The organism is Nonomuraea sp. NPDC048826 (assembly GCF_043198225.1).
Taxonomy (GTDB): Bacteria; Actinomycetota; Actinomycetes; order Streptosporangiales; family Streptosporangiaceae; genus Nonomuraea.
Genome location: NZ_JBICUQ010000018.1, coordinates 1 through 24,927 on the forward strand (window position 1 = coordinate 1; position 24,927 = coordinate 24,927).

At 70.1% G+C, this 24,927-nt stretch carries 23 protein-coding genes and 1 pseudogene; 16 read left to right on the forward strand and 8 right to left on the reverse strand.

The features are described from left to right. A partial coding sequence (locus ACGFI7_RS41305; protein WP_393415179.1) for an ATP/GTP-binding protein occupies positions 1–371 on the forward strand: 371 nt, incomplete at its 5' end. 7 nt (positions 372–378) lie between these two features. Here ACGFI7_RS41305 and ACGFI7_RS41310 read toward each other — a convergent pair. Beyond that, positions 379–1,344, reverse strand: coding sequence for an SIS domain-containing protein (locus ACGFI7_RS41310; protein ID WP_393415181.1), 966 nt, complete (start codon positions 1,342–1,344; stop codon positions 379–381). Continuing rightward, positions 1,341–2,354, reverse strand: coding sequence for a hypothetical protein (locus ACGFI7_RS41315; protein ID WP_393415184.1), 1,014 nt, complete (start codon positions 2,352–2,354; stop codon positions 1,341–1,343). Before ACGFI7_RS41315 ends, ACGFI7_RS41310 begins: the two co-directional genes overlap by 4 nt. 234 nt (positions 2,355–2,588) lie before the next feature. On the opposite strand from ACGFI7_RS41315, the gene ACGFI7_RS41320 reads away from it, so the two are divergent. The 4 genes from ACGFI7_RS41320 to ACGFI7_RS41335 are packed head-to-tail and all read left to right on the forward strand — an operon-like array spanning position 2,589 to position 6,390. Further along, on the forward strand, positions 2,589–3,707 hold the full coding sequence (locus tag ACGFI7_RS41320) for a spermidine/putrescine ABC transporter substrate-binding protein (RefSeq protein ID WP_393415187.1): 1,119 nt from the start codon (positions 2,589–2,591) through the stop codon (positions 3,705–3,707). Positions 3,708–3,736: 29 nt separating this feature from the next. Further along, positions 3,737–4,576 carry an ABC transporter permease gene (locus tag ACGFI7_RS41325; RefSeq protein WP_393415190.1) on the forward strand — a complete coding sequence of 280 codons (840 nt, stop codon included), beginning with the start codon at positions 3,737–3,739 and terminating at the stop codon, positions 4,574–4,576. Further along, positions 4,569–5,354, forward strand: coding sequence for an ABC transporter permease (locus ACGFI7_RS41330; protein ID WP_393415193.1), 786 nt, complete (start codon positions 4,569–4,571; stop codon positions 5,352–5,354). Before ACGFI7_RS41325 ends, ACGFI7_RS41330 begins: the two co-directional genes overlap by 8 nt. Beyond that, positions 5,341–6,390, forward strand: coding sequence for an ABC transporter ATP-binding protein (locus tag ACGFI7_RS41335; protein WP_393415196.1), 1,050 nt, complete (start codon positions 5,341–5,343; stop codon positions 6,388–6,390). The genes ACGFI7_RS41330 and ACGFI7_RS41335 overlap by 14 nt, the downstream gene beginning before the upstream one ends. Here the strand turns inward: ACGFI7_RS41335 and ACGFI7_RS41340 are convergent. Further along, positions 6,384–6,989 (reverse strand): TetR/AcrR family transcriptional regulator, encoded by a 606-nt coding sequence (locus ACGFI7_RS41340; RefSeq protein WP_393415199.1) that lies wholly within the window; start codon positions 6,987–6,989, stop codon positions 6,384–6,386. The two genes, ACGFI7_RS41335 and ACGFI7_RS41340, sit on opposite strands and share 7 nt — an antisense overlap. Before the next feature lie 127 nt (positions 6,990–7,116). Here ACGFI7_RS41340 and ACGFI7_RS41345 point away from each other — a divergent pair, with 127 nt between their 5' ends. The 6 genes and pseudogenes from ACGFI7_RS41345 (at position 7,117) to ACGFI7_RS41370 (ending at position 14,606) form a co-directional block, all read left to right on the forward strand. Then, a complete protein-coding gene (locus ACGFI7_RS41345) occupies positions 7,117–8,388 on the forward strand; it encodes a glycosyltransferase (protein ID WP_393415202.1) in 1,272 nt (423 codons plus the stop codon). 27 nt (positions 8,389–8,415) lie between these two features. Next, positions 8,416–9,816 (forward strand): annotated as a pseudogene (locus ACGFI7_RS41350) (aminobutyraldehyde dehydrogenase); the annotation flags it as partial. Between the two features lie 264 nt (positions 9,817–10,080). Next, a complete protein-coding gene (locus tag ACGFI7_RS41355; RefSeq protein ID WP_393415205.1) occupies positions 10,081–13,200 on the forward strand; it encodes a nitrate- and nitrite sensing domain-containing protein in 3,120 nt (1,039 codons plus the stop codon). Positions 13,201–13,205: 5 nt separating this feature from the next. Next, on the forward strand, positions 13,206–13,619 hold the full coding sequence (locus ACGFI7_RS41360) for a roadblock/LC7 domain-containing protein (protein ID WP_393415259.1): 414 nt from the start codon (positions 13,206–13,208) through the stop codon (positions 13,617–13,619). 20 nt (positions 13,620–13,639) lie between these two features. Continuing rightward, positions 13,640–14,047 carry a DUF742 domain-containing protein gene (locus ACGFI7_RS41365; RefSeq protein WP_246640375.1) on the forward strand — a complete coding sequence of 136 codons (408 nt, stop codon included), beginning with the start codon at positions 13,640–13,642 and terminating at the stop codon, positions 14,045–14,047. Next, the gene (locus tag ACGFI7_RS41370) at positions 14,028–14,606 is read left to right on the forward strand and encodes an ATP/GTP-binding protein (protein ID WP_393415209.1); all 579 of its coding nucleotides are present in this window, start codon (positions 14,028–14,030) and stop codon (positions 14,604–14,606) included. Before ACGFI7_RS41365 ends, ACGFI7_RS41370 begins: the two co-directional genes overlap by 20 nt. Positions 14,607–14,687: 81 nt before the next feature. Here the strand turns inward: ACGFI7_RS41370 and ACGFI7_RS41375 are convergent, their stop codons facing one another. Continuing rightward, complete coding sequence (locus tag ACGFI7_RS41375; RefSeq protein ID WP_393415212.1) at positions 14,688–15,461, reverse strand: ABC transporter ATP-binding protein; 774 nt, start codon at positions 15,459–15,461, stop codon at positions 14,688–14,690. Between the two features lie 146 nt (positions 15,462–15,607). Here ACGFI7_RS41375 and ACGFI7_RS41380 point away from each other — a divergent pair, with 146 nt between their 5' ends. Further along, on the forward strand, positions 15,608–16,573 hold the full coding sequence (locus ACGFI7_RS41380) for an ABC transporter substrate-binding protein (protein ID WP_393415215.1): 966 nt from the start codon (positions 15,608–15,610) through the stop codon (positions 16,571–16,573). 5 nt (positions 16,574–16,578) lie between these two features. Here the strand turns inward: ACGFI7_RS41380 and ACGFI7_RS41385 are convergent, their stop codons facing one another. The 3 genes from ACGFI7_RS41385 to ACGFI7_RS41395 form a co-directional block, all read right to left on the reverse strand. Continuing rightward, entirely contained in the window at positions 16,579–17,376 is a 798-nt protein-coding gene (locus ACGFI7_RS41385) for an ABC transporter permease (RefSeq protein WP_393415218.1), read from the reverse strand. After that, the gene (locus ACGFI7_RS41390) at positions 17,373–18,119 is read right to left on the reverse strand and encodes an ABC transporter permease (protein ID WP_393415221.1); all 747 of its coding nucleotides are present in this window, start codon (positions 18,117–18,119) and stop codon (positions 17,373–17,375) included. The genes ACGFI7_RS41385 and ACGFI7_RS41390 overlap by 4 nt, the downstream gene beginning before the upstream one ends. A 62-nt stretch (positions 18,120–18,181) precedes the next feature. Beyond that, positions 18,182–19,183 (reverse strand): ABC transporter substrate-binding protein, encoded by a 1,002-nt coding sequence (locus tag ACGFI7_RS41395; RefSeq protein ID WP_393415224.1) that lies wholly within the window; start codon positions 19,181–19,183, stop codon positions 18,182–18,184. 592 nt (positions 19,184–19,775) lie between these two features. Between ACGFI7_RS41395 and ACGFI7_RS41400 the strand changes: the two genes are divergently transcribed. From ACGFI7_RS41400 to ACGFI7_RS41415, 4 genes are read left to right on the forward strand one after another with little or no spacing between them, the layout of a single operon-like run. After that, complete coding sequence (locus ACGFI7_RS41400; RefSeq protein ID WP_393415227.1) at positions 19,776–22,502, forward strand: nitrate- and nitrite sensing domain-containing protein; 2,727 nt, start codon at positions 19,776–19,778, stop codon at positions 22,500–22,502. Further along, the gene (locus tag ACGFI7_RS41405; RefSeq protein ID WP_393415229.1) at positions 22,499–22,921 is read left to right on the forward strand and encodes a roadblock/LC7 domain-containing protein; all 423 of its coding nucleotides are present in this window, start codon (positions 22,499–22,501) and stop codon (positions 22,919–22,921) included. The genes ACGFI7_RS41400 and ACGFI7_RS41405 overlap by 4 nt, the downstream gene beginning before the upstream one ends. Next, positions 22,921–23,328, forward strand: coding sequence for a DUF742 domain-containing protein (locus tag ACGFI7_RS41410; RefSeq protein ID WP_393415232.1), 408 nt, complete (start codon positions 22,921–22,923; stop codon positions 23,326–23,328). Before ACGFI7_RS41405 ends, ACGFI7_RS41410 begins: the two co-directional genes overlap by 1 nt. 7 nt (positions 23,329–23,335) lie before the next feature. Next, positions 23,336–23,896, forward strand: coding sequence for an ATP/GTP-binding protein (locus tag ACGFI7_RS41415; protein WP_393415235.1), 561 nt, complete (start codon positions 23,336–23,338; stop codon positions 23,894–23,896). On the opposite strand, the gene ACGFI7_RS41420 is transcribed toward ACGFI7_RS41415, so the two are convergent. After that, positions 23,893–24,903 (reverse strand): methyltransferase, encoded by a 1,011-nt coding sequence (locus ACGFI7_RS41420; RefSeq protein WP_393415238.1) that lies wholly within the window; start codon positions 24,901–24,903, stop codon positions 23,893–23,895. The two genes, ACGFI7_RS41415 and ACGFI7_RS41420, sit on opposite strands and share 4 nt — an antisense overlap. Between the last annotated feature and the right edge of the window lie 24 nt (positions 24,904–24,927).

Sequence of the window (24,927 nt, forward strand, 5' to 3'; positions counted from 1 at the left end):
ACTTCGGCCGCGTGTCGCTGGACCGCGACCTGATCCTCTACCTGTTCGGCACCCCGGGCCAGCACCGGTTCTGGTTCATGTGGGACGACCTGGTGAAGGGCGCCATCGGCGCGGTCGTGCTGGTCGACACGCGCCGGCTGGCCGACAGCTTCCCGGCCATCGACTACTTCGAAGAGGCCAAGCTGCCGTTCGTGGTCGCGCTCAACGGCTGGAACGGGCAGTTCCCGCACGTGGAGACCGAGGTGCGGGAGGCGCTCACGCTGGCGCCGCACATCCCGATGGTCCGCACGGACGCCCGCAGCCGCGAGGCGGTCAAGTCGACCCTCATCACGCTGGTGGAGCACGCCCTGACGGTCCGCTCCGCCTACTGAGCCGGGGTCACCGCGACGGGGCCGACCACCAGTGGGCCGCCACCAGCTCCGCCACCAGGGTCTCCGTCAGCAGGCGGACGTCCGGTTCGTCGTCGTGCGCGTACCGCACCGCGGCCGCCGCGTCCTTCACCTCGCCGCCGACGGCGACGACCGTGGAGCCTCGCTGCCGCACCCAGTCCATCGCCTGCTCGTCGTAGCCGGAGCCGGGGAAGAGCAGCGCCCGGTAGGACAGCGTCTTGGTCAGGTAGACGTCCACGTGCGCCCAGTCGCCCGTCTCGCAGGCGTCGGCCTGCCGGCGCGGCCCCTCGCGCACCATGAGCGCCGACTGCTCCGCCGACGAGAGCCGCTCGGCCGGCGCGATCGCGTAGACGCCGTGCGGCCCGTCCAGCAGTTCCAGCACCTGCGGGAGCCAGGCGTCGCGCCGGTCCAGCAGGTCGGCGGTGGCCTCGGCGGCGCGCCGGACCAGCCCGGCCACGTCCCGGTCCGCTCCGGTGAGGCGTGACTCCAGGGCGAGGAGCAGCGCGAGCGTGTGCTGGAAGGTGCGGCAGGCCACCCCGCCGCGCTCCTCGCCCGCCCGCATGGGGACCACCAGCCCGGCGGCCTGGGCGAGCGGGGAGTCGGCCGCGTTGGTGAGCGCCATCAGGAACGACGGTCCGCCCGCGTAGCGCGCCACCGCGTCCAGCGTCTCCCGGCTGCCGCCGGTCGCCGAGATCGGGACGACCAGCGTACGGGGATCCGGCGGGAAGGTCGCGGCGGCGGAGGCGTACTCGGCCCAGGCGTCCACCCCGGCGGCGCGCAGGCGCAGCGCGGCGACGCCGGCGGCGTACCGGGAACTGCCCATGCCGAGGAACAGCACCCGCCCGATGCCGTCGGGCAGTCCCGCGAACGGGTCCGCGGCGTCGAGCGACCCGGCCAGCTCGGCGAGAGCGGCGGGCTTGGCCTCCAGGTCGGCCAGGAACAGTTCGGGATTCACAGGTTCTCCATCCAGGTGCGCAGCACGCCCATCGGGGCGTACCGCCAGCGGGGCAGGTGGCGCGCGGCGTAGATCAGCTCGCGGCACTCCTGCTCCACTTCGAAGGGCCGGATCATGGACGTGTCCAGCAGGTCGGCGCGGCCGTGCTCGGCCAGGCGGCGGTCGTAGGCGTCGAGCATGCGGGCCTTGGCCTCGGCGGCCCACTGGGCGGCCGGCTCCGGCGCGGTGCCGCGGCGCTTGATCGCGACCTGGGCGACGTGCTCGATGCTGGTGGTGAGCTGGGCGACGTCGCGGGCCGCGGGCTGGTACGGGTCGGCGCCGCTGACCGTGGGGTTGCCGTCGAAGTCGATGACCGCGTAGCCGTCGCGCCAGCGCAGGATCTGGCCGACGTGCAGGTCGCCGTGGACGCGGATGAGCGGGGCGCCGGTGGCCGGCGGCGTCAGCTCGGCCCGCAGCCGGTCGGCCACGCTCTCCAGCCAGGCGCCGTCGGGGCCGTCGGTCAGCACCAGGGCCTCGTCGAGCGCGTCCCCGGCTCGCCGCGCGTAGTCCTGGCCCTCGGCCGGCGGCTCCCCGGGCAGGGTGGCGAGCGACAGGTGGAGGTCGGCCGCCAGGGTGCCCAGGATCGGGGCGAAGGCGGTGTCGGCGGACTCGGCGGCGTCCACGCACCACGTCCAGCCGTCGGTCGCGTCCGGGAGGTAGCCGGTGACCAATGCCAGCAGCCGGGAACCGGCCAGCAGCGCGGCGTACGGCGGGGCGGTGTGCGGGAAGCCGGTGCGGGCCAGATGGGGGAGGACGTCCAGGGCCGGATGGGGCAGCGGGACCGGAGGTGTGAGCCATTTCACGACGACGCGCTCGCCCACCACGACCGAGTAGTTCGTCTGATCGACATGCGGCCCGAAATCCCGCTCCGCGGGCACCCCGATGTGACAGCCGGGCGTGTCGTACGAGAGGCTGGGCAGCGGCAGGAAGCGCCGTACCTCGAAGGACGGCGGCACCTCGCCTTCCAACATGCCCAGCAGGGCGGCTGTGAGACCGCGATCCCGGTCCGTGAGCGGCTTCTCACCGAGAGACAGCAGCCGGTTCCAAATTGAATCCGAGTTCAACACTTAGATCAAACTTCCAGGTAGCAATGTCCGTCAAAGTCTTGCTCATGTTGATTTCTGCTGCAACACTCCTGGTCTGGTCTGCCGTGCCCGGATGGTCGCGCGACCCCCGTACAACGCACATCTAAAGGAGTAGCGGCCGTGATCCGTACCCGGTTCACCCGTCGTCTTCCGGCTGCCGCGGTGGCGGCCGGCCTCGCTCTCGCCGTCGCGGCGTGCGGCGGCGGATCGACCGACAGCGCAGAGACCGCGACGCAGGCAGCAGCACAGCTCGACCCGAACGCGGACCTGACGAAGCAGTCGCTCACGGTCACCGTCTGGGACGGCTACACCCCCAAAGAGCTGCAGGACATGGTCAAGCGCGACCTGAAGATCGCCGACCTGAACGTGACGCTGCACGAGACCAACGAGGTCGCGATGACCAAGCTGACCGCCGGCGGCGACAGCGGCATCGACGTGGCGTTCGTCTCAGGACAGTACGCCCAGGCGCTCGGCGAGCAGGGCCTGCTGGAGCCGATCCACGCCGAGCTCATCCCCAACCTCGCCAACCTCTACCCCGAGGCGACCCAGCTCGCCTACGACAAGGGCAACAAGATCTCGGTTCCCTACACCTGGGGCACCACCGGCATCTGCTACCGCAGTGACCTGGTGAAGAAGGAGCCGACGAGCTGGAACGACATCCTGAAGCCGCCGGCCTGGGCCGAGAAGAAGGTCACCATGATGACCACCGAGCGCTGGCTGGCCCTGCCCGCCGCCAAGTCGCTCGGCTACTCGGTCAACACCGACAAGGATGACGAGATCAACAAGATGAAGGAGCTGTTGCTGGAGGCCAAGTCGCACCTGCTGGCCTACGACGACCTCACCTTCGGTGACCGGCTGATCAAGGGCGAGGCCGTCATGGTCGAGGCCTGGGACGGCTGGTGCCCCACCACGGACGAGAAGCAGAACATCAAGTTCACCGTGCCGAAGGAGGGCAGCGACCTCTGGGTGGACACCATGGTGATCTTGAAGACCTCCAAGAACAAGGAGGCCGCGCACGCCTTCATCAACTACATCCTCAGCCCGGACGTGCACCGCTGGGCGGCCGAGAACATCAACTACAAGGTGCCGAACAAGGCGGCCATGGACAAGGTCCAGATCGCTCCCGGCTCGCTGCTCGGCATCAAGCCCGCCGAGCTGCTGAACGGTGAGGCGATCATCGACATCGGCCAGGCCAGCACCAAGTACACCCGCATGGCGGAAGAGATCAAGGCCGAATAGGTGTGAAGGACAAGCAAGAAGTCCGGCCGGTGTCCCTCTCCCGAGGGCGCCGGCTGGGCGCGTTCGTGTTCCTCGCACCGGGGCTCGCCTACCTGACCGTGCTGCTCCTGGTGCCGCTGGCGCTGGTGCTCAGCTACACGGTGTTCCAGCGCGGCCGCTTCGGCGGGGTGATCTACGAGTTCACGACGGAGAACTTCACCCGCCTGTTCGACTCGCTCTACCTGCGGGTGGTCGTCGACTCGCTGCAGATGGCGGGTCTCGCGACGCTGATCGCGCTGCTGCTCGGCTACCCGACGGCCTACATGATCGCGCGTTTGCCGAACAAGTGGAAGACGGTCGCGCTGGTCGCGATCGTGCTGCCGTTCTGGACGAACTTCATCATCCGGGTCTACGCCTGGATCATCCTGCTGAGCCCGGAAGGCCTGATCAACGGCTGGCTGCAGGCGTTCGGGCTCGGGCCGTACGAGCTGCTCTACAACCGGGGCGCGGTCGTGCTCGGCCTGCTCTACTCGTACCTGCCGCTGATGGTGCTGCCGCTGTACGCCTCCATCGAGAAGCTCGACCCGCAGTTGCGTGAGGCGTCGGCCAACCTGGGCGCGTCGGCGCTGACCACCTTCCGGAAGGTGACGCTGCCGCTGACGGTGCCGGGCGTGCTGACCGGCTGCCTGTTCGTGTTCGTGCCGAGCTTCGGCAACTTCGTCATCCCCGAGATGCTCGGCGGCGGCAAGTCGGCCATGGTCGGCAACCTGATCCGCAACCAGTTCCTGTCGGCGCGCGACTGGCCCTTCGGCTCGACGCTGGCGCTGGCGGTCATCGCGGTGCTCGTCGTGCTCCTGGTCGTGCAGGCGTGGGTGACGCGCCGTGCGTAGATCCGGATGGCTGCACATCCCCTTCTGGGCGACGTACGTGTTCCTGTACGCGCCGATCGTGGTCCTGGTCGTGATGTCGTTCAACTCCGGCGACTCGGCGTACACCTACGAGGGGTTCAGCCTTGAGTGGTACGGCGAGCTGGCCGGCGACGAGCGGGTCATGAACGGCCTGGTCAACACGCTCATCGTGGCCACCGGCTCGACCGTGATCGCCACCGTGCTCGGCACGATGCTGGCCGTCGGCCTGGCCCGCCACTCCCGGTCCAAGACCCTGGACGCGCTGGCGCTGATGCCGGCCGTGCTGCCCGACCTGGTGCTCGCCATCGGGCTGCTGCTCTTCTACGGGCTGATCCAGCTCACGCTCGGGCTGTACTCGGCGGTCCTGGCGCACGCGCTGTTCTCGATGGCGTTCGTGGCGGCGGTGGTGCGCACCCGGCTCACCGGCGCGGACACCTCCCTGGAGGAGGCCTCACGCGACCTCGGCGCAGGACCGGTCACCACCTTCATGAAGATCACGCTGCCCCAGCTGACCCCCGGCATCGTGGCGGGCGCGCTGCTCGCCTTCACGCTGTCGCTGGACGAGTTCGTGATCGCCTACTTCACGATCGGCAACACCGAGCAGACGCTGCCGATCGTCATCTACTCGATGATCCGTTTCGGGGTCACCCCGAAGATCAACGCGCTGGCCGCGATCCTGCTCCTGGTGAGCTTCACGGCGGTGATCGCCGGGCAGCGCATGACCAAGATCGGGGAAAGGGGCCCGCGTGCTCAAGATTGACGGGGTCACCCGCAGGTTCGGTGACGTGACCGCGCTGGACGGCGTCTCGCTGGAGATCGGCCAGGGCGAGTTCTTCGCCCTCCTCGGCCCCTCCGGCTGCGGCAAGACCACACTGCTGCGCATCATCGCCGGGTTCGAGACCCCCGACGCCGGCACCGTGACGCTCGACGGCGAGGACCTGCTGAGCAAGCAGCCGAACCGGCGGCCCATCAGCCTGATGTTCCAGTCGTACGCGCTGTTCCCGCACATGACCGTGGCCAAGAACGTCGCCTACGGCCTGGAGCGCGAGAAGCTCCCGCGCGCCGAGATCAAGCAGCGCGTCGGCGAGGTGCTGGAGACGGTGGGGCTGTCGGCGCTGGCCGGCCGCAAGCCGAACCAGCTCTCCGGCGGCCAGCGCCAGCGCGTCGCGCTGGCGCGTTCCATCGTCAAGCGCCCGCGCCTGCTCCTGCTGGACGAGCCGCTGTCGGCGCTGGACAAGAAGGTCCGCGCCGAGATGCAGCTGGAGCTCAAGCGGCTGCAGCACGAGGTCGGCATCACGTTCGTGGTCGTCACGCACGACCAGGAGGAGGCCATGTCGCTGGCCGACCGCATCGCGGTGTTCGACAGCGGCAAGGTGCGCCAGGTGGACGAGCCGATCGCGCTCTACGAGCGGCCGAGCACCCGCTTCGTGGCCGACTTCGTCGGCGCCAACAACCTGTTCGAGGGCACGGTCGGCGCCAAGGACGAGCTGGAGACCGAGAGCTTCGGCGTGCTGCCCGGCACCCCCGCGCAGGGCCTGGAGCAGGGCGTCAAGGCGCTGCTGGCCGTCCGGCCCGAGCGGGTCAAGCTCGTCGACGCCGAGGCGTCACACGGGCTCAAGGGCTCCGTCCTGGACGTGAGCTTCTACGGCGGCGTCTCGCACGTCTCGGTCGAGGTCCCCGGCCGGGCCAAGCCCGTGCTGGTGGCCGTGCAGGGCGCCGGCCAGGTGCGGCCCGGCGCCGAGGTCCGGCTCGACTGGCAGGCCGACGAGGCGGTCATCATCCCGGTGGATCAATGAACCAGGTCGTTGCCCGTCACCGTCCGCGCGTACGACAGGATCAGCTCGACGGCCTCGTCCGGGCCGATGAGCGGGTGCCTCGCGGTGATGCGGTAGCCGTACGCGTCCTCCAGCGCGACCAGGTTGCGCGAGATCGTCAGCGTGTCGGTCGTGAGCCTGAAGACGCCCAGCGCCGCCCCGGTGTCCAGGATCGACTGGTACATCGACACCTGCCGGTCGTACAGCGAGGTGAGCAGCACCCCGTAGACGCGGTTGCGGCCGGCGGCGCCGCCCATCTCGTTGAGCAGCCGCACCTCCGGGTCGAGCGGACCGGTCGGCAGCCCCGAGCGGATCGTCAGCACCAGCTTGGCCACCGGGTCGGTGAGCGCGGCGATCTGCCGCAGGCGCTGCTCGTAGAAGCGCTCCATGCCCGCGTGCTGCGCCTCGACGAGAAGCTCGCTCAGGTCGGGGTAGTGATAGAGCACCGCCCCGGAGGTCAGCCCGGCCTCCTCGGCGACGTGCGAGAGCTGCACCCGGTCGATGCCGTGCCGGATGATGGCCCGACGCGCCGCCTCGATCAGGTCGATGCGCCGGTCACTGCGGCTCTTGCGCTGGGCCATCTTCGCCTTCGCTTCCCAAAGTTAGGTATACATTCAGGAACTCGTGACCATAGTGCCCTGAAGTTGACCTTCACGCCAGATGCGTATTTGAATTCCCCTTCAAAAGGCTAGTTTCCGCGGAGTGCTCATGTCTCTCACCATCCTGTTCATGCCGGAGAGCGCCTACGGCCCGACCAACAACAGCGCGGGCATCGGCGACATCCTGCGCCGCCGGGGTCACCGGGTGGTCTTCGCCGCCGAGGCGTCCTGGAAGGGCAAGCTGGAGGCGCTCGGGTTCGAGGAGGACCTGGTCGACCTCGCGCCCCCGGCGGAGGAGGAGCAGGACGCCGGCCAGTTCTGGAAGGACTTCATCCGCGACACCGCGCCTGAATACCGCAAGAGCACCCGCGAGCAGCTGGAGACCGTCACCGCCCCGATCTGGAAGGAGCTGATCGACGGCGCCAAGTACTGCGAGCCGCAGCTCAAGCAGATCATCGAGCGGGTCCAGCCGGACGTCATCGTCGAGGACAACGTGCTCACGTTCCCGGCGCTGCAGACCGCGGGCAAGAAGTTCGTCCGCATCGTCTCCTGCAACCCGCTGGAGGTCCGCGGCGAGAACATCCCGCCGGTCTTCTCCGGCCTGCCCGCCGACGACCGCTCCGAGTGGGATGCCTTCCGGGCCGAGTACGACCGCACCCACCGCGAGCTGTGGAGCGCCTACAACGAGTGGTGCGTCGAGCAGGGCACCGAGCCGCTGCCCGAGCTCGACTTCATCCACGAGGGCGGCCTGAACCTCTACGTGTACCCGGAGATCCTGGACTACACCGACGCCCGCCCGCTGGGCCCGACCTGGCACCGGCTCGACTCCTCGGTGCGCGAGACCGACGAGGACTTCGAGCTGCCCTTCGAGCGCCGCGAGGGCGCCTCGCTGGTCTACTTCTCGCTCGGCTCGCTCGGCTCGGCCGACGTGGGGCTGATGCAGCGGGTGATCGACGTGCTGGGGACCACGCCGCACCAGTACGTCGTCTCCAAGGGCCCGCTGCACGAGGAGATCAAGCTCGCCGAGAACATGTGGGGCGCCGAGTTCCTGCCCCAGACGAAGATCATCCCGCAGTGTGACCTGGTCATCACGCACGGCGGCAACAACACCACCACCGAGGCGCTCCACTTCGGCAAGCCGATGATCCTGCTGCCGCTGTTCTGGGACCAGTACGACAACGCCCAGCGGGTGGACGAACTGGGCTACGGTGTGAGGCTCTCGACCTACACGTTCACCGACGAGGAGCTGACGGGGGCGCTCGACCGCCTCCTCGGCGACGCCGAGCTGCGGGCCGGGCTCGCCGCCGCCGGCGAGGAGATCCGCCGCCGCGACGGCCTGCGCAAGGCCGCCGACCTGATCGAGGAGTTCGGGCGCAGCTGAGGCGGCCCGGGCCAGCAAGGAAGTAAGTTCATGCGTACGTTGATCAACCCGGCCACCGGCACCGTCTGCGCCGAGGTGCCCGACACTCCCGTGGAGGCCGTCGAGGCCGCCGTCAGGCGGGCCCGCGCGGCCTCCGCGGAGTGGGCGGAGGCCACGCCCGCCGAGCGGGCGAGGCTGCTGCTCAAGGTGGCCGACCTGGTGGAGGCCGAGGCCGAGGAGCTGACCAGGCTGGAGGTCGAGGAGACCGGCAAGCCCGCGGCCGTGTTCAGGGACGGCGAGCTGCCCTTCCTCGCCGACAACCTGCGGTTCTTCGCCGGGGCCGCCCGCTCGCTCGACGGCACCGGCGCCGGGGTCTTCAGCTCCGGCTACACCTCGGTGCTGCTGCGCCGCCCCGTCGGGGTGGTCGGGTCGATCGCGCCATGGAACTTCCCGCTGGTCATGGCCGTCTGGAAGGTCGGTCCGGCGGTCGCCGCGGGCAACGCCGTGGTGATCAAGCCGGCGCCCCAGACGCCGCGCACCACGCTCCGGCTGGCCGAGCTGTTCGCCGAGGCGGGCGCGCCCGCCGGGCTCGTGCAGACCGTCACCGGCGGCGCCGAGGTCGGCCAGGCGCTGGTCACCGACCCGGGCGTCGACATGGTGAGCGTCACCGGCTCCACCGACACCGGCCGGGCGGTCATGACCGGCGCCGCCGCCACGCTCAAGCGCGTGCACCTGGAGCTCGGCGGCAAGGCGCCGGCGCTGGTCTTCGAGGACGCCGACCTGGCCGAGATGGCGCACGGCGTGGCCCTGGGCGCCACGTACAACACCGGCCAGGACTGCACCGCGGCCACCCGCGTGTACGTGGCGCGCGAGGTCTACGACGACGCCGTGGAGGCGATGCGGGCAACTCTTGCCGAAATCACCGCCGGCGACCCGTGGGACCCGGCGACCGACATCGGCCCGCTGATCTCCGAAGCGCACCGCGAGCGCGTGCACGGCTTCGTGGCACGTTCCGGCGGACGGATCGCGCACGGCGGCGCGCCGATGGCCGGGCCGGGCTTCTTCTACCCGCCCACTCTTGTGACCGATGTCGCACAGGACAGCGAGATCGTCCAGGGCGAGCTGTTCGGGCCGGTCCTGGTCGCCCTGCCGTTCGACGGCGAGGACGAGGCCGTCCGGCTGGCCAACGACACCCGCTACGGTCTGGCCTCGTCGGTGTGGTCACGCGACGTGGCCCGCGCGATGCGCGTCTCCCACCGTCTGGACGTGGGGGTGACCTGGGTGAACGACCATCTGCCGATCGCCAGCGAGGCGCCGCACGGCGGGGTCAAGGGCAGCGGGTTCGGCAAGGACATGAGCCAGGAGGCGGTCCAGGAGTACGCGGTGACGCGTCACCTCATGATCAAACACGCGGCTCCCGCGGAGCGGGACTCCTTCAGGCCAGCATGAATCCGCGTGCGGCAGAATGTCGCCCAAAGTCCCCCTTTGGGCGCGTTTGATGGGATATGTTCGGTTGGCCGATCTGGTACGGAGTGTGTTCCAATTACCCAGCCCAGCACATTCCCATGCGCCACACGCGTGTCTGATTTTTCGAGCACGTACGGCGAGAGGTAGCGAGAGTCAGTGAGGACGGAAAACCCCAAGCACACGAGGCCGGGGGACAACACAGGCGGACGTTTCCGGCTGGCCAACTGGCGCGTGCGCTCGAGGCTGGTGGCGCTGATTCTCATCCCCACCGTCGTGGGCGTGCTGCTCGCGGGTCTGCAGCTCGCGAGCGCCATCGGCACCAGCACCGAGTACCGGCGGGTGACCCAGGTCGCCGAGCTCGCGCAGCGCGTCGGCGCGCTCGCGCACGAGCTGGGCAAGGAGCGCACGCTCACCGCCTGGTACATCTCCGACCGCCGCCGCGCCGGGCGCCTCGCCCAGCTACGCACACAGCGTGGAACGGTCGATACCGCCAAGGCACGGGTGATCGAGGCGGCCACCGCCATCGACGCCTCACACCCGGCGCGCGTGCGCTCGGACGCCGAGAACATCCGGCGCTGGCTCAACGGCCTCGACGGCCTGCGCGACTCGATGACCGGCACGAACGTCCCGCCCCGCGCGTCGATCAGCACCTTCTCCACCATGATCGAGGTGCTGGCCAACCTGCAGAACGGCCTCGGCGCCGGCATCGGCGACGACCTGCTGCAGGGTGACGTCGCGGCGCTGACGGCGCTCCAGCGGGCCAAGGAAGAGGTCTCCCGCCAGCAGGGCATCCTGGTCGTGGCCCTGGTCGAGCGGAAGCTGGACTACGACGACCTGTCCGACTTCCTGGGTTCCTGGAACCGGCAGCAGTCGGAGCTCGAACGGTTCGAGCAGGAGGCGAGCCAGGCCGACCAGCTCGCCTACCGGCAGGCCATGCGCGGCCCGCAGATCGACCGCGCCGACGCGATGCGCCAGCGCGCGCTGGCCCAGCTGCGCGAGTACTCCAGCATCCGCGACCTCGACGTCACCACCCGGCGCGACCTCAACCTCTGGTACGAGAGCACGCTGCTGGCGGGCAACGCCATGCGCAAGGTCGAAGACGGCCTGGCGACCAAGGTCGTGACCCAGACCAGGGAGCTGAGCGACGCCGAGCAGCGCAACGCCATCATCTCCGGCGCGACCATCCTCATCCTGCTCCTCCTCGTCCTGGTGATCACCAGCCGGGTGGCAGGTTCGCTGGTCCGCCCGCTGCGCCGGCTGCGCGCCGAGGCCCTCCAGGTGGCCGCCACCCGGCTGCCGGAGACGGTCCGCGTCCTGCGGGAAGGCGGCGAGGGCGCCCAGATCCCCGAGGTCCCGTCGATCGGCATCGACACCCGGGACGAGATCGGGGAAGTGGCCCGGGCCTTCGACGAGGTCCACCGCGAGGCGATCCGGCTGGCCGGCGACGAGGCCAAGCTGCGCGCCAACGTCAACGCGATGTTCGTCAACCTCTCCCGCCGCAGCCAGACGCTGGTCGAGCGGCAGCTGCAGCTCATCGAGGGTCTGGAGCAGGGCGAGGAGGACGAGCAGCGGCTCGCCAACCTGTTCCGCCTGGACCACCTGGCCACCCGCATGCGCCGCAACAGCGAGAACCTCCTGGTCCTCGCCGGCCAGGAGGCCGCGCGCAAGTGGAGCGAGCCGGTTCCGCTGGTCGACGTGGCCCGCGCCTCGCTGTCCGAGGTGGAGAACTACGAGCGCGTCCAGATCCAGATCCCGTCGGGCGTCCAGGTCGCGGGCCCGGCCGTCACCGACACCGTCCACCTGCTCGCCGAGCTGATCGAGAACGCCATCTCGTTCTCCCCGCGTGAGAGCAAGGTCCAGGTCAGCAGCCAGCCCGCCGAGGGCGGCGTGCTGGTGACGATCAACGACCAGGGCATCGGCATGAGCCCCGAGGAGCTGGCCCAGGCCAACTGGCGCCTGGCCAACCCGCCGGTCGTGGACGTCGCGGTCTCGCGGCGCATGGGCCTGTTCGTGGTCGGCCGCCTGGCCCTGCGCCACGGCGTCCGCGTCCAGCTCAAGCAGCGCGAGCGCGGCGGCCTGAGCGCGATGGTGCTGCTGCCCGCGATGCTGCTCATCGGCGGTCAGGGCTCGGTGCCGCAGCAGCGCTCCCAGTACGACGCGTTCACCAGCTTCGACCCGGGCAAGTTCGACTCCGCCGCCGCCTCGGCCAACGGCTCGGGCTTCCCGCCATCGTCGTCCGTCTCGATGGAGACGCGAGACGTCCGGGGCAACGAGAACGCGCCGCTCGACACCCAGTGGCCCGGCAACATCCCGGCGCCCGGCGGTGACAGCTGGCCGTCCTACCCGGAGCCGGGCAAGCAGGACTGGCCGCCGTTCACCGAGCAGCCCGCCGCCGCGCAGCAGGACGAGCCGCGCTGGCCGTCGTTCGCCGAGCAGCCCCCGGTCCAGGCGGAGGAGCCCCGGTGGCCGTCGTTCGCCGAGGACCCGTCGGCCGCCCAGGCGGCCCAGGCCGCCGAGCCGCGCTGGCCGTCGTTCGCGGAGGAGCCGGTCGCGCAGCAGGACCAGCCGCGCTGGCCGTCGTTCGCCGAGGACCCCTCGGCCCGGCGCGACGACGGCCGGTGGCCGTCCTTCGCCACCGAGCCGCCGCCGCAGCAGCCGCAGCGGGAGGAGCCGCGCTGGGGGTCCTTCGGCGACCCGGAGCCGCGGGCGCCCTTCGGCGAGCAGCCGGCCCAGTCCTTCGGCGTGGAGCAGCGCTGGCCCTCCTTCGCCGAGACGGTCAAGGCCGCCCAGTCCTACCCGTCCAACGGCTCCTACGACCCGTTCGGGCCCGGCGAGTACTCCTCGCAGGATCTGACCGGCCCCCTGCCCGTGGTGCGCAACTCGCCCATCGAGGAGCAGGGCGAGGAGTTCCTGCCGATCTTCTCCTCCGTCGGGTCCGACTGGTTCAGGCGGCCGGAGTCGGAGTACTCCCAGCCGCGCGAGCCGGAGTACCGGCCCGTCGCCCCGGTGGAGGAGGCGGAGACGGCCCAGCACGCGGTGGTGCAGGAGAAGCAGGCGCTGCCGCAGCGCACGCCCGGCCAGTCGGGCGCGGGCGCGTCGTGGTCCTCGCCCGCCGACAGCGGCTGGCAGGCCGCCCAGGCGGCGGCCCAGCCCGCGCAGGGCGGCACCACCTCATCCGGCCTGCCCCGCCGGGTGCCCAAGGCGAACCTGGTGCCGGGTACGGCCAGCCTGGCCGAACCCGCGGTCACGTCGCCGCCGCCGCAGATCTCTCCCGAGCGGTTGCGGAGCCGGCTGTCGAGTTTCCAGCAAGGTGTACGGCAAGGCCGCGCGTTCACCCGCGGAGATGTGAATGAGGAGGAGCAATGAGAGAGTTGAGCCAGGGAGCGCGTGGCATCAACTGGCTGATCACTGATTTCGTCAACAACGTGCCGGGCGTCGCGCACACCGTCGTGGTGTCGTCCGACGGCCTGCCGCTGGCCTACTCGGAGGGCTTTCCGAAGGACCGGGCCGACCAGCTCGCCGCGGTCGCCTCGGGCGTGATCAGCCTGACCCAGGGTGCGGCCCGGGTGTTCGAGGGCGGGATGGTGACCCAGACCGTCATCGAGATGCAGCGCGGACTGTTGATGATCATGTCGATCAGCGACGGCTCCTGCCTGGCCGTCCTGGCCGCGCCGGACTGTGACATGGGCCTGGTGGCCTACCAGATGACGCTATTGGTCGAGCGGGCGGGGCAGGTGCTGACACCTTCCGTACGCGCGGAACTGCAGGCGGCCCGCCCCCGCTAGCCGGGCGGTGACAGGAGATCATGGTGTCAGGTCAGGGTTGGGCTGGTGATAGCAACACTCCGCCGCATCCGTCGGCGCCCCGTCCGCCGAAGTCCAGCTCCCTGGTGCGGCCGTACGCCGTGACCGGGGGGCGAACTGCCCCGCGGATGAAGTTCGCCATGGAGGCGCTGGTGTCCTCCGTGACGTCCGAATACCAAGACATTTCAATGCTGAGTCCGGAATATCAGGCGATCATCCAACTGACCCGTAACGTCCGGTCGGTTGCCGAGATCTCCGCCCTCTTAAAGCAACCTCTGGGGGTGGTCCGGGTGCTGATCGCCGACATGGCGTCAGAAGGCCTGATCCGCGTGCACCAGCCTGCCCTGGACGCGGGCAAGCCGGACCTCAACCTGCTGGAAAGGGTGCTCAGTGGACTTCGCAGGCTCTAGCCCGGCCCTGACCTCGACGAAGATCGTCGTGGCGGGCGGGTTCGGCGTGGGCAAGACGACGTTCGTGGGAGCGGTGTCCGAGATCCTGCCGCTCACCACGGAGGCGGTGATGACGGACGCGTCGGCCCACGTCGACGACGTGTCGCTCACCCCGAACAAGACGACCACCACGGTCGCCATGGACTTCGGCCGCGTGTCGCTCGACCGCGACCTGATCCTCTACCTGTTCGGCACGCCCGGTCAGCACCGGTTCTGGTTCATGTGGGACGACCTGGTCAAAGGCGCCATCGGCGCGGTCGTGCTGCTCGACACCCGCCGGCTGGCCGACAGCTTCCCCGCCATCGACTACTTCGAAGAGGCCAAGCTGCCGTTCGTCATCGGCATCAACGGCTGGGACGGGCAGTTCGCCCACTCCGAGGAAGAGGTGCGCGAGGCGCTGTCGATCGGCCCGCAGACCCCGATCGTCCGGCTGGACGCCCGCGTCCGGGACTCGGTGAAGTCGACCCTGATCACGCTGGTCGAGCACGCGCTCTCGCGCCACATGCACGCGCCCGCCTGACTCCGGACAGGAGAACGGCCGCCGCCCGATCCCGGACGGCGGCCGTCGCGTCTCCGGACGCGCCCCTGCCCGGCGCGGCCGTCAGTGGGCCACCGGCTGGCCGCGGACCAGGCGGCCGACCTCGGCGCGCAGGTGGACGAAGTCGGGGTGCTCACGGGTGTTGATCTGGTCGCGCGGCGACGGCAGATCGACCTGGAGGTCGCCCACCACGTGCGCGGGCGCCTTGGACAGCACCACCACGCGGTCGCCCACGTACACGCTCTCGTCGATGTCGTGGGTGATCAGCACGATCGTCATCTTGTGATGCCCGCGCACCTTCAGCACGAGGTCCTCGAGGTCCTCGCGGGTCTGCGCGTCGACCGAGCCGAACGGCTCGTCCATGAGCATCAGGGTGGGCCGGTAGGCCAGCGCGCGGGCGATCGCCACCCGCTGCTGCATGCCGCCGGAGAGCTGGAACGGGTACTTGCGCCCCGCGTCGGAGAGCCCCACCGACTCCAGCGCCTCGGCCGCGGCCTCACGGCGGCGCTTGCGGTCCATGCCCTTGCGGCGCAGCGGCAGCGCCACGTTGTCGGCCACCGACATCCAGGGGAACAGGGACCGGCTGTAGTCCTGGAACACCACGGCCAGGTTGTCGGGGGTCTGCCTGACCAGCTCGCCGTCGACCTTGATCTGGCCGCCCGTCGGCGTGATCAGACCGGCGATGGACCGGAGGAGCGTGGACTTCCCGCATCCGGAGGGGCCGACGATGCACAGTAACTCGCCCTCGGCGACGCTCAGGTTGAGCTTGTCGATGGCGTGGTGCGCGTTGGGCCCGCCTTCTCCGTAGATGTGTGTGAGGTTTTCTATCTCAAGCAAAGTGATTTTCCTAGGGCGAGTCCAGAGATAACACGGCGACTCTACCGAAGGCCTCATTGGTTGCAAATGCTAAAGGCGCATTCTGTCGCGATGGGCTGCGGGTACGCTTCACCGCTGTCATGACACACCGTGCAGGAGCGACTCCGATGTCACGCATTGTCCGAGGTCACGCCGTTTTTCTTGCCCTGGCCGCGGCCGTGGCGCTGGCCGCCTGCGGCGCGGCCGGGCTGGCCCCGCCGGGCGGAAAGAGAGCGGAAAAGACCGATCTCAAAGTAGGCGTGCTGCCCATTCCCGACGCGGCGCCGTTGTATATCGCCAATGTTAAGGGCTTCTTCCGGCAGGAAGGGCTCACGGTCGAGCCGGTGATCGTCCAGAGCGGCGCGACGGCGCTGCCGCAGATCGAGAGCGGCGCGCTGGACATCACGATGACGAACTACGTGTCGGCGTTCCTGGCCGCGTCGCACGGCGAACCGGTCAAGATCGTCGCGGATCTCTACCATGCCGGGCCGCAGGCGTTCCTGCTCATGGTCCCCAAGGACTCGCCGATCAAGGACGTGGCAGGGCTGAAGGGCAAGACCGTCCTGGTCAACAGCCTGCGCAACATCGGCACGCTGGCCGTCAGCGAGACGCTCCGCCGGGCCGGGGTCGGCGGCGACGACGTGACGTACGTGGAGAAGCCGTTCCCCGAGATGGCCAACGCGCTGCTGAGCGGGCAGGGTGACGCGGCCTGGATGAACGAGCCGTTCATCACGGCCGCAGAGGGACGGCAGGGGTTCCGGCCGCTGGCCGACACCATGACGGGCGACCTGGTGGACCTGCCGGTCGCGGGCTGGGCGGTGACCGACGAGTGGGCCGCGGCGCATCCGGAGGCGCTCGCGGGCTTCCGGCGGGCCGTCGGCGAGGCGCAGCGGCTGGCCGCGAGGAGCAGGGACGAGGTCATGGCGGTGCTGCCCGCCTACACCAAGATCGGGCCCGTGACGGCCGGGCAGATCGCGCTCGGCCGCTTCCCCGTGCGGACGGACCCCGCCCAGTTGCAGCGGGTGGCCGACCTGATGCTGCGGCACGCGTACACGGAGGACAAGCTGGACGTCCGCACCGTCCTGGTGCGCTGACGGCTTCACGTGCCGGCCGTCTCGCGCGCGTGGTGCCAGCCCAGCACCCGGCGCTCGGCCACCAGGAACAGCTCGTTCAGCAGGTAGCCGAGGATGCCCAGGAGCACGATCCCGGCCCACATCGCCGGCAGGTTGAACATGGAGTACGCGACCGTCAGCTGGAACCCGATCCCGTTCGTGGTGCCGGGCAGCAGCTCGGAGAAGACCGTGACGATCAGCGACAGCGACAGCGCCAGCCGCAGCCCGGCGAACACCTTCGGCAGCGCGGCGGGCAGCACGATGCGCAGCACCCGCTCCCTGCGCGACAGCCGGAAGGCCCGGCCGGTGTCCAGATAGAGCGGCTCGACCGCGCGGGCGCCGTCGGCGGTGTTGAGCAGCACCGGCCAGACGATGCTGAACATGATGAAGGCCAGCTGCATCCGCAGCCCGAAGCCGAACACCACGAGGAAGACCGTCACCAGCGCCGGCGGCGGGATCGCCCGCAGGAACTGCAGGACCCCGTCGAGATAGTCGTAGGCCCGGGAGGACAATCCGAGCGCCAGCCCGAGCAGGATCCCCGCGAAGGCGCCCCCGGCCAGCCCGCCGGCCATCCTGCCCAGGCTCGGCAGGATGTCCGCCACGGCCTGGTCGGTCAGGAACAACCTGCCGGGCGGCCCGGAGAACCACATGGCGTGCATCCGGGTCACGATCGTGGACGGCGGCGGGAAGAACGCGCTGCCCGCCGCCCTGGTCGCGATCTCCCAGACGATGACGAGCACGACCAGCAGCAGCCACCGGCCCAGCGCCCTGCCCAGCCGCGTCATGTGCCGCCTCCCACCCGCGCGTGGTGCCACCGGAACAGCCGCCGTTCGGCCGCCACCAGCAGGGCGTTGACCGCCACCCCGAACAGGCCCACCCAGACGACCCCGGCCAGGATGTCGTCCATCCTGGCGGGCACCGCGATGCCGGCGAAGTAGATGAACACGCCGATGCCCTCGCCCCGCCCGGCCACGATCTCGGTGCTCACGGTCAGGATGAGCGCCACCCCGGTGGCCAGCCGGAACCCGGTCATGATGAACGGCGCCGCCGAGGGCAGCGACACCCACCACAGCACCGCGAGCCGGCCGAAGCCGTAGGAGCGCAGCGACTCCCTGGCCACCGGGTCGACGCCGCGCAGGCCGTACATCGTGTTGTAGAGGATGGGCCAGACGGCGGCGTAGATGACCAGGGTGATGCGGAGCTGCAGCCCGGTGCCGATGAGCAGCGCCACCAGCGGGATCAGCGCCACGGACGGGATGGGCCGCAGGAACTCCACGATCGCCCGCGTGGCGGCGTCGATCACCGGGACGCTGCCGAACAGCACCCCGAGCGGCACCGCGACGAGCGCCGCGACAGCCAGCCCGATCGCCCAGGCGAGCACACTCGTGCCGGCGTGCGCGCGGAAGCCCGGGTCGAACAGGAGGGCGCCGGCGCGCTGGAGGATCTCGGAGGCGGGCGGCAGGAACTCGGCCAGTCCGGCCCGCCCGGCGAGCTCCACCAGCGCGACGAACGCGAGCGCACCCGTCACCCGGCGCGCCCACCGGGAGGACCGGGGGCGCGCCAACGGTGAACGGGTCAGTACGGGCGTGCTCACCCCGAGGTGGTGGGCGACATCAGCGACGCGACGTCGATGTCCTTGCCGAGCCAGCCGGCCTCGACCATCCAGTCGGCCACCCGCTGCAGCCGCACCGGGTTGTCGGAGCTGGAGAAGTACGGGAACGTCACGGTGGCCGCGGTGGCCTTGTCGATCTGGGTGAAGTTCGGCAGTACGTCGACGACCAGCTCGCGGTTGCCCTCCATCAGCTTGGCGGCGTTGTGCAGCGCCCGCTGGAAGGCGGCCGCCGTCTTCGGGTTCTTCTCGTACCACTCCTGGGTGCTGACGTACCCGGAGATGGGGAACTCGGCGGCGGGGCCGGAGGCCGGGTCCAGAATCTTTCGGGCGCCCATCTGCGAGGTCGCCGCGGTCACCATCGGCTCGCCCAGATAGGCGGCGTCGATCTGGCCTTTCTGCCAGGCGGGCATGATGTTCTGGAACGTCACCTGGACGTACTTGATTGATTTCGGATCGACATTATTGGCCTTAAGAACCTGGGTGAGCGCCAGCTCCTGGAAATTGTGCAGGACGTTCACGTTGATCGTCTTGCCTTCCAGGTCCTGCGCCGACCTGATCGGCGAATCAGGTAAAGCCATGATGCTCAGGGAATCCGGGGCCGCGCGTGAGCCCTCGGCCAGGATCCGCAGCTTCAGCGCGCCCTGGTCGTGGGCCTGGAACATGGAGACGTAATTTCCGAACATGGCGTCGATCTCGCCATTCAGGAGCATCGGAATGGCCTCCGGGGAGGACTGGACGATCTGCGGCGTGACCTTGAGCCCCTCCTTCTCGAACAGCTTCTGATCGATGGCCACGTACAGGGCGGCCGTGTCGATGGCCGGCAGGCCGACGACCTTGATCTCGGTCTTCTCCAAGCCGCCGTTGGCGGCAGCGGTCGAGGTCGGCGCGCTGGTGTTGGCGGTGTCACCGCTGCACGCGGTGATGCCAAGCGCCAGGGCCAACCCGATGATGGCGGCCCTGCTGGGACGGCCAAGCCTCATGTCGGGGACTCCCTTCGCACGGTAAGACGGAGCCGGAAGGTAGGGGGGTGGTCTGTTTCTCGCGGGAGGTGCGCCTGACACGCAACAAGCACTGACGGTAGCACCAGATGGTCGTCTGTCATCGCGAAAATAACACTTGTGGTTGCATTGCGAGTTTGACGTTCTATCGTGGTGATTGGCTTGAACAATTGACAATCTTCGTGCTTTCGCCAGCTTGACCCGGGTTGAGGGGCCTGGGCCGGGTGGTGAAGGAGGTGATCCGTGGGTTCCCGATACTGGTGATGCGTTCGATGATCGGCTGATCCGAGCTGTGAGCAGACCGTCTATTTCGCTGTGCGATGAGACGGTCCGGTAATCGTGTCGCATTAGTCGGGGACGATTGGATCCCATGCTCGAATGGCCCTCATCTCGATAGTCATTGAGCCCTCCTGCAATCCATGCATGGTCATCGAGATTCCCTCCGGGGCGAGAGGTAGCGAAGGCAGTGAGTACGCAGGGTGCTGTAGCTTCCGTTGACCGCGAGCCGCACGGCCATCTAAACCGACCTCAGGCCAAGCCTTCAGCGAGCAGGTTCCGCCTGGGCAACTGGCATGTGCGATCACGCCTGGTCGCGCTCATCGTGGTGCCCACGGCCGTGGCCGTGGCGCTGGGCGGCCTGAACGTGATCACCTCACTCCGTGACGCGAACACGTACCAGACCCTGCGCGAGGTCGCCGAGCTGAGCGAGTCGCTGGGCGCCGTCACCCACGCGCTCGGCGCCGAGCGGGACGCGACGGCTCTCTACATCGCCAAGGGCCGGCCGGACGTGCGCGAACCGCAGTTACGCGGCCTGCACGACGAGGTCGACGACCTGATCGCGGAGGCCAGGCGGCGGGCCGAGGCCGTCAACGACACGCACGGCGACGCGGTGCGCCCCGTGCTGCGCCGGCTGGAGGAGATCCGGGCGCTGCGCGACACCGCCGTCGAGGGCAAGATCCAGCCGCTGCCCACGATCTCGAAGTACTCCCAGATCAACGCGGCCATCGTGCAGTTCCACGACCAGCTCGGCCAGGTCGCCGTGGACGACGTGGTGGCGCACACCGCGGGCGCCATGGCGGCGATGGCGCGGGCCAAGGAGCAGGCGTCCAGGCAGCGCGGCATCCTGGCCAGCGCGCTGGACAAGAGGGGCTTCGACGCCGGCGAGCTGGACTCCCTCACCGCGGCCAAGGCCCGCGAGGAGAGCGAGCAGACGCTCTTCGCCACGCTGGCCACGCAGGACCAGCTCGAACTCTTCCGCAACCTGGTCGTGGGCCAGGACATCGACCAGACCGACCTGTTCCGGCTGCGGGCCATCGCCCAGTCGGCCCAGAGCAAGCCGCTGAGCATCGGCACCAACCCGGCCAAGGACGTCGACACCTGGTTCGACGTGAGCACCGGCAAGATCGACGCGATGCGCAAGGTGGAGACCACCCTCGCCTCCTCCGTCATCCTGCGCGCCCGCCAGCTGGAGGACGGGGCCAACCGGTCCGCCCTCATCTCGGCCGTGCTCATCATGATCCTGCTGGTCGTGGTGCTCGCCATCATCTCCCTCATCGCCCGCTCGCTGATCAGGCCGCTGCGCAGGCTGCGCCGGGAGGCGCTGGACGTGGCCAACCACCGCCTGCCGCAGACCGTGCGCACGCTGCGCGACAGCGGTGACGCGACGACCGCCCCGGTGGCGCCGATCGGGGTCAAGACCGAGGACGAGATCGGCGAGGTGGCGCGGGCGTTCGACGAGGTGCACCGCGAGGCGGTGCGGCTGGCGGGCGAGGAGGCGCGGCTGCGCGCCAACGTCAACGCGATGTTCGTGAACCTGTCGCGGCGCAGCCAGACGCTGGTGGAACGGCAGATCACCCTGATCGACGGGCTGGAGCAGGGCGAGCAGGACGAGCAGCGGCTGGCCAACCTGTTCAAGCTGGACCACCTGGCCACCCGCATGCGCCGCAACTCCGAGAACCTGCTGGTCCTGGCGGGCCAGGACCCGCCGCGCCGGTGGAGCCAGCCGGTCAAGCTCGTCGACGTGGCCCGTGCCTCGCTGTCGGAGGTCGAGGGCTACGAGCGCGTGGTGCTCCAGGTGCCCGACGGGGTGTCGATCGCCGGTCAGGCCGTCAACGACGTCATCCACCTGCTGGCGGAGCTGGTCGAGAACGCCTTGTCGTTCTCCCCGCGCGAGACCCGGGTGACGCTGTCGGGCAGCCGGATCGACGGCGGCGGCGTGATGCTGTCGATCACCGACTCCGGCATCGGCATGACGCAGGAGGAACTGGCCCAGGCCAACGAACGGCTGACGGACACCCCCGGCATGGACGTGGCGGTGTCGCGCCGGATGGGCCTGTACGTGGTGGCCAGGCTGGCGCACCGGCACGGCGTCCGGGTGCAGCTGCGCCCGCACGCCTCCGGCGGGCTCACCGCGATGGTGCTCATCCCCGAGTCGCTGCTTTCCGGGTCGCCGGCGCTCACCGGGGCGTCCGGCGGCGGCCAGAGCGAGCCGTACACCGGACCGCAGGCCGCGCCGATGCCGCTCAACGTCTTCCCGATGGGCCCGGGACACCCGTCGTTCCCCTCCGGTCCCGACGGCGGCTCCGTCTGGCCGGCCCCGCCCTGGCCGTCCGACGGCGGCTGGCCGGAGCCGACCCGCGGTGGCGGCGGCGGCCCGTACGAGACCAACGACTGGATGCCCCCGCGCACGCCCGGCTGGAACGGCGGCAACCAGATGCCCCGCCGCGGCGCGCCCGACCACCAGCGGCCCATGGGCTACGCCTACGGCGAGCGGATCGACCCGCCGGAGCGGCCGAAGTACGAGTTCCCCGGCAGTGAAGGGTCCACCGGCCCGCTCCCCGCGGTCGGCTCCGGCTCCTCCAACGGGGACGACTACCTGCCGATCTACGCCGCGGTGGAGTCGGCCTGGTTCGAGCGCGGCGGTTCGAGCTGGAGCTCGCCCAAGGCGGACGAGGGCTGGTCGGCGGCGCAGGCCGCGGTGGAACCGGTCCGCGACGGCTCGACGGCGGCCGGGCTGCCCAAACGGGTGCCCAAGGCGAACCTGGTGCCCGGCTCGGCCGAGACCGCGTCCGCGCCCAAGGGCGTCACGCCGGTGCCGGCCGTCTCTCCCGACCGGACGCGTACCCGGCTGTCGAGCTTCCAGCAGGGCTTCCGGGCGGCGCGCGAGGACATCACCGGCGGCCGGGCCTCCGCACCGGCGCCGCCGCCGAGCCCGGCGTTCGGCGGCAACCCGTCCGGGGGAACCACCTTCGGCGGCAGCAACGGCAGGACCGATCAGACAGGCGAGGATGATCGCATATGAGTGAGCTGAGCCATGCCGCGCGCGGCGTGGACTGGTTGATCACCGACTTCGTCAGTACGGTGCCGGGCGTGGCCCACGCGGTCGTGGTGTCCTCGGACGGGCTGCCGCTGGCGGCCTCGTCCGGATTTCCCGCGGACCGGGCCGACCAGCTCGCCGCGATCGCGTCCGGCTTGGTGTCCTTGACCCAGGGAGCCGCGCGTGTCTTCGAGGGCGGCGGGGTGGCGCAGACCATTGTCGAGATGCAGCGGGGGCTGATGCTCATCATGTCGATCTCGGACGGCTCCTGCCTGGCGGTGCTCGCCGCTCCCGACTGCGACATGGGACTGGTGGCGTACCAGATGACCTTGATGGTGGACCGGGCGGGGCAGGTGCTCACGCCCGCGGTGCGTGCGGAGTTGCGCGCGGCTCAGACCAGGTGATGCCGGTGACGGATCCGCGGTGGAACAGCGGCGGCTGGGAGCCAGGCTCCCCGCCCCGGTCGCAGGCCGACCCGGCGTCGCCGGTGCGCCCCTACGCCGTCACCGGCGGGCGGACGGCGCCCAGGGTGAAGCTGGCGATGGAGGCGCTGGTGTCGTCGGCGACGGCGGAGCACCGGGAGTTCTCCCACATAACCCCTGAATATCAAGCGATTTCCCAATTGTGTCGTCAGGTGCGGTCGGTCGCCGAGGTCTCGGCCCTGCTGCACATCCCGCTGGGGGTGGTGCGGGTGCTGATCGCCGACATGGCGGCAGAGGGACTGGTACGCGTGCACCAGCCGCAGCTGGATGCCGGCCGCCCGGATGTCAACTTGCTGGAAAGGGTGCTCAGTGGACTTCGCAGGCTCTAGCGGGGAATTGACCTCGACCAAGATAGTGGTGGCCGGCGGCTTCGGCGTGGGCAAGACGACGTTCGTGGGAGCGGTGTCGGAGATCATGCCGTTGACGACCGAGGCGGTGATGACCGACGCCTCGGCCGGGATCGACGACCTGGGCATGACCCCGCTGAAGTCCACCACGACGGTGGCCATGGACTTCGGGCGGGTGTCGCTGGACCGGGACCTGATCCTGTATCTGTTCGGCACGCCGGGCCAGCACCGGTTCTGGTTCATGTGGGACGACCTGGTGCGCGGCGCGATCGGCGCGGTCGTGCTGGTCGACACGCGGCGGCTGGCCGACAGCTTCCCCGCGATCGACTACTTCGAGGAGGCCCAGCTTCCGTTCATCGTGGGCGTCAACGGCTGGGACGGCCAGTTCCAGCACGCCGACACCGAGGTGCGCGACGCGCTCTCCCTGGCCCCGCACATCCCGCTCATCAGGCTGGACGCGCGCTCCAAGGAATCGGTCAAGGGCGCCCTGATCCACCTGGTCGAGCACGCCCTGACCGTGCGCACCGCCGTGCCGGGCTGGAACGGCTAATCCGCCGACGCCACGGCCTCGATCAGGCTGGCCGCGCCCTCCAGCTCGACGACCCGGGAGAGCGTGAGACCGGCCCGGGAGAGCAGCGCGCCGTACTCCGACCCGCTGCGCTCGGTGCCGCCGTCGAAGACCGCGAGCATCCGCATGTCGAGGTCCTTGCCCAGGTGGGGAGCGTCGTCCTCGGGCAGCACGACCTCCAGGACCAGCACCCGGCCGGCCGGGTCCATCGCCTCGCGCACGTTGCGCAGAATCGTCACCGCGTCGTCGTCGTCCCAGTTGTGCAGCACGCTGCCCAGCAGGTAGGCGTCGTGGCCCGCGGGGACCGACCGGAAGAAGTCGCCGGGCACCAGCTCGCACCGGTCGGTCAGGCCCTCGGCGGCGAGCGCCGCCCGCGCCTGCTCGATGACGTGCTCCCGGTCGAGGAGGACGCCGCGCATCTCGGGGTTGGCCTCCAGGACCGCGGCCAGGACATGCCCCCGGCCGCCGCCCACGTCCACCAGGCTATGCACGCCCCGGAAGTCGTACCCCTTCACCAGGCCTTCGATGAACGGGATCGCCCTGGTCGCCATGTACTCGCCGAACAGCCTGCTGGTCTCCGGGTTGGCGGCCAGGTGATCGTAGAGCAGGCCGTAGCGGGCCGTCAGCGCCGACGAGCCCGCGCGGACCGTGGCCGGCAGGTTGCCCATCGCGTACCAGAGGCTCTCCTCGCCCAGCATCTGGATCGAGGAACGCAGCGAGCCGGGGACGTCCGACCGCAGCGGGGTGCCCCGCTCGGTGAGGTCGTAGCGGTCGTCCCCGGTCCGCCGCACCAGGCCCATGGCCGCCAGCTCCCGCAGCACCCGCCGCAGCGCGTCCGGATCCGCCTCACATCGCCCGGCCAGGTCCGCCGCGCCGAGCGGGCCGTGGGCCAGCTCGTCGGCCAGGCCCAGCTCGGCCATGGTCAGCAGCGCCGCGAAGCGGGAGAGGTCCGCAACCGCGCTCCAGAGGAGGTCGTCGGAGTGACGCATGGGTCCCTTTCTCGATCTCATACG